The sequence below is a fragment of the Microcystis sp. M53602_WE12 genome, from assembly GCF_030065455.1.
Lineage (GTDB): Bacteria > Cyanobacteriota > Cyanobacteriia > Cyanobacteriales > Microcystaceae > Microcystis > Microcystis aeruginosa.
In genome coordinates this window covers 1-7,972 of sequence record NZ_JASJFB010000296.1, presented here as the reverse complement: position 1 = coordinate 7,972, position 7,972 = coordinate 1, and the positions used below count along the sequence as shown (strand labels likewise).

The 7,972-nt window shown below is 43.3% G+C and carries 11 protein-coding genes; 6 read left to right on the top strand and 5 right to left on the bottom strand.

The window, feature by feature from the left end; all coding sequences use genetic code 11:
• The coding region (locus tag PX482_RS10585) for a BMC domain-containing protein (RefSeq protein ID WP_288122419.1) at positions 1-284 on the bottom strand (284 nt) is incomplete at its 3' end.
• A 213-nt stretch (positions 285-497) separates the two neighbouring features.
• Between PX482_RS10585 and PX482_RS10580 the strand changes: the two genes are divergently transcribed.
• Positions 498-1,577, top strand: coding sequence for a RuBisCO accumulation factor 1 (locus PX482_RS10580; RefSeq protein ID WP_288028175.1), 1,080 nt, complete (start codon positions 498-500; stop codon positions 1,575-1,577).
• A 140-nt stretch (positions 1,578-1,717) separates the two neighbouring features.
• On the opposite strand, the gene PX482_RS10575 is transcribed toward PX482_RS10580, so the two are convergent.
• Entirely contained in the window at positions 1,718-1,927 is a 210-nt protein-coding gene (locus PX482_RS10575) for a hypothetical protein (RefSeq protein ID WP_288122421.1), read from the bottom strand.
• Here PX482_RS10575 and csaB point away from each other — a divergent pair.
• Both csaB and PX482_RS10565 read left to right on the top strand, forming a co-directional pair.
• Entirely contained in the window at positions 1,873-2,910 is a 1,038-nt protein-coding gene (gene csaB / locus PX482_RS10570) for a polysaccharide pyruvyl transferase CsaB (protein ID WP_288028177.1), read from the top strand. The genes PX482_RS10575 and csaB overlap by 55 nt on opposite strands.
• 274 nt (positions 2,911-3,184) lie before the next feature.
• Complete coding sequence (locus PX482_RS10565) at positions 3,185-3,535, top strand: hypothetical protein (protein ID WP_002760665.1); 351 nt, start codon at positions 3,185-3,187, stop codon at positions 3,533-3,535.
• Here PX482_RS10565 and PX482_RS10560 read toward each other — a convergent pair whose 3' ends face one another.
• The 3 genes from PX482_RS10560 to PX482_RS10550 all read right to left on the bottom strand — a co-directional run bounded on the left by PX482_RS10560 (position 3,536) and on the right by PX482_RS10550 (position 5,990).
• Positions 3,536-4,105 (bottom strand): ExbD/TolR family protein, encoded by a 570-nt coding sequence (locus PX482_RS10560; RefSeq protein WP_288028180.1) that lies wholly within the window; start codon positions 4,103-4,105, stop codon positions 3,536-3,538.
• An 18-nt stretch (positions 4,106-4,123) separates the two neighbouring features.
• Positions 4,124-4,762 carry a MotA/TolQ/ExbB proton channel family protein gene (locus PX482_RS10555; protein WP_002760669.1) on the bottom strand — a complete coding sequence of 213 codons (639 nt, stop codon included), beginning with the start codon at positions 4,760-4,762 and terminating at the stop codon, positions 4,124-4,126.
• Positions 4,763-5,084: 322 nt separating this feature from the next.
• Positions 5,085-5,990: a metal ABC transporter permease gene (locus PX482_RS10550; RefSeq protein WP_002760671.1), complete on the bottom strand. Its 906-nt coding sequence runs from the start codon at positions 5,988-5,990 to the stop codon at positions 5,085-5,087.
• A 132-nt stretch (positions 5,991-6,122) separates the two neighbouring features.
• Here PX482_RS10550 and PX482_RS10545 point away from each other — a divergent pair, with 132 nt between their 5' ends.
• Genes PX482_RS10545 through PX482_RS10535 form a run of 3 tightly spaced genes read left to right on the top strand, consistent with a single transcriptional unit; the run spans position 6,123 to position 7,698 of the window.
• Positions 6,123-6,641, top strand: a complete 519-nt coding sequence (locus PX482_RS10545; RefSeq protein WP_002734244.1) for a cofactor assembly of complex C subunit B — start codon at positions 6,123-6,125, stop codon at positions 6,639-6,641.
• Positions 6,642-6,648: 7 nt separating this feature from the next.
• Positions 6,649-7,065: an acyl-CoA thioesterase gene (locus tag PX482_RS10540; protein WP_002760673.1), complete on the top strand. Its 417-nt coding sequence runs from the start codon at positions 6,649-6,651 to the stop codon at positions 7,063-7,065.
• Positions 7,066-7,068: 3 nt separating this feature from the next.
• Positions 7,069-7,698, top strand: coding sequence for a DUF1361 domain-containing protein (locus tag PX482_RS10535; protein WP_002760675.1), 630 nt, complete (start codon positions 7,069-7,071; stop codon positions 7,696-7,698).
• Positions 7,699-7,972: the final 274 nt, after the last annotated feature.

Below are 7,972 nucleotides of genomic sequence, written 5' to 3'. Positions count from 1 at the left end.
GGGAAAATTACCTCTAAATTGGGCATCGGTCGGGGAATAACCGATTTAGATACCAATTGTCCGAACTGTGCGGCGGTTTTTGCCCCTTCTTCCACTGCTAACCGCACATCGGCAATATTACCACGCACGATCGCCGTACAGTGACCACCGCCAATTTTTTCGTAACCCACGAGGGTAACTTCTGCCGATTTTAGCATCATATCCGCCGTCCCGACGATCGCCGGAAAGCTGAGGGTAGAGACTAAACCCAAGGCACTATCTTTGGGGTGACGCTTGGTTTTCATCGTCCTTTGACCGGGGTTAGTTGTGGACGAGGGGGGAATGCTTCCATTAACTCTTAATCTAGACATTGAAGATAAACTTGCCCTAACAGGTACGAAGGGGGTGATTGTCAGCTATCCTGTTACTATCTAGTCTATCCTGTTAACCTTAATTGCTATTGAAGATTTTTGAGGGATTAGATAAATTTTAGTTATTGTAGCTTGATCAAGTTGTCTATGACAGAACAGCCTCGCAGTACAGATGATCGAATCAGCGAAACGGAAGCGACCGAATTAATGCGCTCGCTGCTTCATAAGGAAGGAAATTGGGTGAATTGGGGGCAAAAATGTCAAAAACTGCAAAAAGCTGGCTACGATTCCCAGTTAATTTTTGAACAAACCGGTTTTCAAAATGCCCAACAAAATTTAATTATTGTCGCTGCCCAAGTTTTTGAGAGTTTAATCAAAGCGGGGGCAGCTGAAGATTTGTTAAGTTACTACATCGGGCCGCGCAGTGATGTGCTATACGAATTGCGGATTCTCAACCAAGAACAAAGATTGGGGGCAGCGAAATTAGCGGCAGAAAAAAGGATTGAGGTGGCTGAAGCACACGATATCGCCAAAGCTATCCAAGATTTTTCCCGTTTATCCCAGATTCCCAGTGAATTTACTCGTCATCCTGGAGATGCGATCGCTTACCAGTGTTGGAAACGGGGCAAACAAAAGCGAGATTTAGCCGAAAGAGCGAAATTAATCGCTAAAGGGTTGAAATTTGCCCATTCTGACTCGGCTAGACAGGCGATCGAGTCTTTACTACAAGATTTTACCGTTACTCCCACCCGTAGCGCTCCCCTGCTGCCCGTCCATCGTTTACAGGATGAGGACGAATTAGCCAGAATTATTCCTTTAGTAGGAAGATTTCCGGTGACGGTAACTGATATAAAACACACAGAAAGTTTGAGCGTCGAGGAACCTTTTCGACTGGTAACGGTGGGGGATAAACAAACGATTGTGCCTCTCCCCGGTTGGCAAGCAATTCTCAAGGCGATCGATCCTGTAGCTATTTTATGGCCTAGCGATCAATTACCTCGATCGATTGCCACCAGGTCCGAGGAAGTGTTATTAGTGATCGATCGAGTTTTGTCCGAATGGGATGTGAACAATTATTATCTAGTGGAGAAGGATAATGCCGTTTTTTTACAATGGTTTGATAGTTCGCCCGATGTCACCATACTAGGTGAATTGGTCTTGATTTTAAGAGCAAAAAATATCCTCGATGAAAAAAACATCACCGAACCCTGGCAAATGGACGACTAAATCAGTGATCAGTGATCAGTAACCAGTGATCAGGTTTAAGCTATTAGTTATGAGTGGGAATAAGAAAATAGATAAACTGATAACTGAATCGAATAAAACTGGTCACTACTAACTTGTAGCTGACGGCATAACTTAAGAAACTAAGAGACATTTTTCAAGGAAAAAGTAACAAAGAGGACAAAGGAGACAGGAGACTCGGAGACAGGAGACAAATTTACCATACTTTTGCCTTTTGCCTTTTGACTCTTGCCTTTTTCTGGCTGACAACTGATAACTGATAACTGATAACTGATATATGCGTGCAGTAATTTGTGGATATTATGGGAGAGGAAACGGAGGAGATGAGGCATTATTAGTGTCTCTATTGCAGATGCTGCCGTCAGAAATTAAACCTATTGTTTTGTCAAATAATCCCAGAGAAACCAGTCAACGTTATGGGGTGGAAACCTGTCCTAGTCGGGATTGGTGGCAAGTTTTTCAGACTCTTAAAAAAGCCGATATATTTATCTGGGGTGGCGGCAGTTTAATGCAGGATGTCACCAGTTTTGCCAGTCCAATTTATTACGGTGGTTTAATGGCTCTTGCTCAATTATTGGGCTTAAAAACTATTGCTTGGGGGCAGGGAATTGGGCCATTAAATAGACCTTTTACCCGTTGGTTAACCAAAAAAGTCTTGCAACAATGTAGTTTAGTTAGTGTGCGCGATGATATATCGGCTCATTTAGTCGCCAATTGGGGTATTCGTCCCATTGTTGCCCCCGATCCAGTATGGGCTTTAGACGCTCAATCAGTCAAGGGATTATCGGATTTACCCGCCCCAAGAATCGCCGTCAATTTACGTCCCCATCCCCTATTAACCCCGGCAAAGTTAGATAAATTAACCCAAGCTTTAATTGATTTGCAAACCAGTACGGGGGCGTTTATTCTCTTAGTCCCTTTTCAAAAGTCGCGGGATTTGCCCCTCTGTGAAGCTGTAGCCCGTCAATTAAGGGAAAATCATCAAATCATTAGTTTAGAGGATCCAAGACAGTTAAAAGGCTTATTTCGCGGGGTAGAAATGGTGATCGGAATGCGCTTTCATAGTTTAATTATGGCCGCGGCAGAAGATTGTCGTTGTTTTGCCCTTAGTTATGATCCGAAAGTGTCGCGATTAATTGCCGAAGTACCGATGCCGGGTTGGGAATTAGATCAGTTACCAGAGGCAGTTAATGATATTAGTGCCACTTGGATTGATTTTTATGCCAATGGAGAGGGATTAACCAGCGATCGCAAACATTTTTTAATCGATCGAGCTTTAATTCATCGAGAAATTTTATCTAGATTGGTGAGCTAATTTTTATGTCGAGTGCGATTACCGATGCCAGGGCTATTTCATTCTAAAAAGTCTCAAAATATGCTTAAGTCCTTGTTGTGGCATAGGTTTTGATCAAGGGGAAAGGAGGCACTCGGCACATCCCCATCCTGCTTCGGTCTCGTGTGGGGACTTCCCGTGCCATATTTTCGTTAAGGGCAGTAAAGGGATCGTTAAATCAATCAGAAATTGTTATAGCCCATTTCCTCCAGAGCCTAGCATAGAGGGGAAACCTCCTTTATCCCTAGGTAATTGCATGAATGGACTACAACAACAGATTATCAGTCTTGAGCAGAAAGTCGAGCGTTTACAGGATATTGTCGAAAGCCTCAGCCAGCAAATTGCTATCCTAGCTGGGGATAAATCGAGTCATTCCCGGCGAGAATCTCTGGAAATGGTCGGTTTTTCCGAGTTATCCGATAATAGCCTCTACGATCATAAAGATATTCTCCGGGATCACGGTGGCAAACAAGCGCCAGCTGTCAATGGCGATAATTCTTTTGCCGATGAAATCCAAATTCGCCGATTAACGGCACAATTGACAGCGGCCTACAATCGCATTGCCGCCCTCGAAGAACAATTACTCAGCTATCGCATCCATTCCTAGTTAATTGCTGCCCAGAGGATGGGGTAAACTGGGCAAGGTGGGATTAGTCGGCAAATTGGGCAAAGGATTGCTATTTTCCAGGGTGGGATTATTAGCCTCCCCCGATAGAGTCGCTAAAGCCACACGATCACCGCCTACCTGTCGCAGTAGGTCTAAAACCCCAACCACTTCGTTATAACTGGCATTTCTGGAGGCATTCAGTACCATCAGTCCATTGGGACTATATTGATGATAATTCTTGATCGCCTCGAACAACTGGGCGCGAGTCACCATTTGTTTTTCGACGTAGAGTTGTCCGAAATCATCGAGACTAACCACCAACATTTCCCGCATCGGGGTGGTGGCGGTACTAGCTTTCGGTAAATCGAGACTGATAGCCTGTTGGCGAGATAATCCCACTGCACCGAGAATAAAGAAAGTGAGGATACAGAAAATTACATCGATCAAGGGAATGATATTAACCTGCACATCCTCTTGAATGCGGTGTTGATCATGCCATAATTTGAGCGGACGAGCCGTAATATGGCTACTTTTTGGCTTTTTGTGGTTAAGAGATTTAGTTTCGGCCATGCTTGATAAGGGAGAGATTTAGCGATCGAGAGGTTTTTCTAGGTTAGCACTGAGGGCGTATTGTTGGTCTTCTTGGTGTAACCAGCGTTGGCGGTAGATAATTTCTAAATCACTGCCGGCCTTGCGAAAAATTCGGGCTTGATTGAACCAGAGTCCCTGAAAAACACGATAGAAAGCGAGGCTAAAAATAGCGACAATTAGGCCGGTAGCGGTGGAAATTAAAGCTTCACTAATACCTAAAGTTACTCCCGCCGTCGAGGAAGTTCCCAGGTCACTTAATTGAATATTGGCCAAAGAGGTAATTAAACCGAGTACCGTCCCTAATAATCCTAACAGGGGAGAAAGGGCAATGACTGCCTCAAGGATTTTATCGCCCCGTTTCATTAGGGATAATTGTTCATCGGCAGCCGATTCGAGGGCAAAGTGAAAAACCTCTGGATCTGGATTTTCTAAGCGCAGGGGTGCGTAGAGATAGCTACCAATGGGGTGATTGCGGGAATCTCCGGCGACTTTTGCCGCCAAATCCCAGTTACGGATGGCGGATTCCATAATGCGATTTAAAATCTGGCCCTCACTGAGGAGAGTACGACTCCAAAACCAAATTCGTTCGATAATAGTGCTAAGAGCTAAAATAGACAGAAAAAGCAGCGGCCACATGGCCACTCCGCCTTTTTGGATTAAATCAGTTATACTCACGAGTTGTTTTGTTCCTCCAATACCGGGCGATTCGGGGTTGATTATTTAGTTTAAGATTTAAGTCGATCGATTGACATTTATACTTTTTATACCATTTTTCAAAAATCGTGCCATACTTAAGGCGTTTCTCCTAAAGATGAAGTATAACCTGATAGGGCATCCTCTACTGTCTCGGAGTCTCGACTAGGAAATTAATTCTGCACGACTACTTATAGCCGTTATCAGTTTTTTAGCCGCCGGCTGTTTTTGATTACTTGCCAAAAACCCCACCTTCTGCTGCAAACTAACGTCGTCTCAACAAATTTTTCATCTCTCCCCAGATAGAAAGTTGACCACCTAGACTAGAGGGATGGGTGAAAATTCCCTGACGGGGACTGAATAAAAAGGCCAACATAAATAGGGTAAAAGCGACAAGCACGATCGCCGGTCCAGAGGGTAAATTCCAGTAATAACTTAAATACATCCCACTGATACTAGAAACAATACCCACACCCACACCTAAACCCATGACTTGATGGAGACGGGTAACTAAAAGATAAGCAGTGGCCGCGGGGGTAATCAAAAGGGACAAAACGAGGATTACTCCCACCGCTTGGAGACTAGCAACTATTGTCAGACCGATCAGGAGCATTAAGCCTAAATCTAATAAATTTACCGGTAAACCCGCCGCTTGCGCCCCGATTTTGTCGAAAGTGTAGAATAATAGTTCTTTATACAGGAGCAAAACGGTTAACAAAACGATAACGGCAATAATTAGGGTATCGCGGATGTCGGCAGCAGTGACACCCAGAATATTGCCGAAGAGAAAGTGATTCAGGTCAATTTTGTTGTTTTTTTGGATGAGAGTGATCAGGGTGATGCCAAGAGCAAAAAAAGCCGAGAAAACGATCCCCATGGCCGCATCTTCTTTGATTGGGGAACGATTACGGATCAAATTAATCAGTAGAGTACTGACCATTGAGGCTAGTAAAGCACCCAGTAGCAGATTAAAATTACCAATAAAAGCGATCGCTAATCCGGGTAAGACCGAGTGACTGATGGCATCGCCCAAGAGGGCCAAACGTTGTACCATCAGGTAGGTTCCCACCACCGCACAAATGATCCCGACGATGATGGCTTCAATTAGGGATCTCTGCATGAAACTATACTGTAAGGGTTCGATTAATCCTGTTAATAGATTGTTGCCCATGAATCTGCCTTGGGGTTAAATTTTTCTGATTCTCGATCGAGGTTTTGCTCCTAGGGTCTATCTTCTAAATCGGGGGAGAAGATAGGTTAGGATTAGGATTAATTGTAAGTTTTTTCGCTCCTAACTGCCGCCATGGATACCCCCGTTCTTTCCTCAACTTTTTTTCTGACTCTCCTGCTCATGGTGGGATTATTCTTTTTTATTCGCGGTTCCGTCAAGGAGCGTATCGAACAGCGTGTCTATCTTACCAGTACCAGTGACGACCAACTATTAGAACAACTGCGAGATTATTTTGACCGACGTTCCTATCAAGTCAAGGCGATCGAACCCGAACAGAATATTGTCAGATTACAGGGTTTTGTGCCGCCTAGCCCCTTTCTAGCGATATTTTTGACAATTTTAGCTGCCTTGGGTTTATTTTGCTTCTCACTGGTGTTATCGGTGTTATTTCCCGATACTAATCCCTATATTTTTGCTCTTGTGGGTTTATCTCCCCTCGCGGGTGTTTTCTATTGGCAAAAAGTCGGCCGTTTAGAGGAAGTGGCTTTTAAAGTAGAAAGCAAATCTCAGCAAACGGAATTAACTGTCAAAGCCCATCGAGACGAGTTAAGACAACTACAAGATAGTTTAACCTTTCTAGAAAGACAATAAGCTTTTTATGTCCTATGAACGCCTAATTTATCTGGCCGATACCGATGCGGCCGGTGTGGTTTACTTTGCCCATCTTCTCTCGATCTGTCATGAAGCCTACGAGTTTTCTTTAGCACAATTTGGCATCAATATTAAGGATTTTTTGAAAGATTCTCCGGTTGCCCTACCGATTACTCAAGCGGAAATCCAGTTTTTTCGTCCCCTTTTTTGTGGCGATCAAATACAGATTGATTTCACTGCCCGATCCCTGAGCGAAAACGAGTTTCAATTGCAGTATAAAATTTATTTGGCTGAAATCATGGTCGCAAAAGCGAAAACTCGCCATGTGTGCATCGCTCCCACCGCTAGAAAAAGAATCCCTTTACCGGAATCTTTAAAACATTGGTTAGGATATTTATCAACCCTAGAGGAGACTGGTATTTAAGGGATGATTTGGGCAGATTTAACGATAATTTTAACTAGGGATTGGTGGCACAATGCTTGGCAATTATTTAACCTTAGCACCGGGAGGATTATCTGGAATTCTTTTCTGGCCTTTATCCCCTTTATCCTTAGCTTTTGGCTATTTCGTATCGCCCTCGATCGTTCCCTACTCTGGTGGTTAATTCTCTTAGTTTTCCTGCTTTTTTTACCCAATGCTCCCTATATTCTCACCGATAGCATTCATTTAATCTCTTATGTTCAGCAGGATTACGCCAAAAGTTTAATTTTTTTAGTTTTAATTCCCCAGTATAGTATCTTTATTTTTATTGGCTTTCAGCTATACGTTCTCTCCTTACTTAATTTAAAAAGTTATTGTCAGCAAAGTCAGCTAAATTCAGCAGTTTTACCCCTAGAAATAACTCTCCATTTTTTAAGTGCGATCGGTATTTATCTAGGGCGTTTTCTCCGGCTGAATAGTTGGTATCTAGTCACTCAACCGCAGCAACTATTCTGGAGTTTGCAGAATTTACTGACTCAAAAACCTTTGATATTCATCTCTATCTGTTTTTTAATTATTTGGGTACTATACGAAATCAATAAAAGGCTTTACAATCGATTTTTTGGCTACAATTAACGCCTATCGGGGATTTCGACCCTCTCCTAGTCTCTTTCCGATTAATTAAAAGATAGTAGGAAGACAGAGATCAATTGGCCGCAGCGAAAGTAGTCGTGCAAAATTAATTTCCTAGTCGAGACTCCGAGACAGGAGACAGGAGACGGGAGACGGGAGACGGGATACAGCTATTAGGGATCGGATTTGAGTTTTCAGTTCACTGTTTACTGATCACAGCAGAAGTCTGACGGAGTAGTGGCTTAGATGTGTAATTAATTGTGCTTAGATACTTATG

What these genes read in the sequence shown, in the direction of transcription:
- PX482_RS10560 (WP_288028180.1), bottom strand. Translation starts at nt 4,105, where the DNA reads ATGGCCGAAACTAAATCTCTTAACCACAAAAAGCCAAAAAGTAGCCAT.
- PX482_RS10575 (WP_288122421.1), bottom strand. Translation starts at nt 1,927, where the DNA reads ATGCCTCATCTCCTCCGTTTCCTCTCCCATAATATCCACAAATTACTG.
- PX482_RS10580 (WP_288028175.1), top strand. Translation starts at nt 498, where the DNA reads ATGACAGAACAGCCTCGCAGTACAGATGATCGAATCAGCGAAACGGAA.
- PX482_RS10565 (WP_002760665.1), top strand. Translation starts at nt 3,185, where the DNA reads ATGAATGGACTACAACAACAGATTATCAGTCTTGAGCAGAAAGTCGAG.
- PX482_RS10555 (WP_002760669.1), bottom strand. Translation starts at nt 4,762, where the DNA reads ATGTGGCCGCTGCTTTTTCTGTCTATTTTAGCTCTTAGCACTATTATC.
- csaB (WP_288028177.1), top strand. Translation starts at nt 1,873, where the DNA reads ATGCGTGCAGTAATTTGTGGATATTATGGGAGAGGAAACGGAGGAGAT.
- PX482_RS10550 (WP_002760671.1), bottom strand. Translation starts at nt 5,990, where the DNA reads ATGGGCAACAATCTATTAACAGGATTAATCGAACCCTTACAGTATAGT.
- PX482_RS10545 (WP_002734244.1), top strand. Translation starts at nt 6,123, where the DNA reads ATGGATACCCCCGTTCTTTCCTCAACTTTTTTTCTGACTCTCCTGCTC.
- PX482_RS10540 (WP_002760673.1), top strand. Translation starts at nt 6,649, where the DNA reads ATGTCCTATGAACGCCTAATTTATCTGGCCGATACCGATGCGGCCGGT.
- PX482_RS10535 (WP_002760675.1), top strand. Translation starts at nt 7,069, where the DNA reads ATGATTTGGGCAGATTTAACGATAATTTTAACTAGGGATTGGTGGCAC.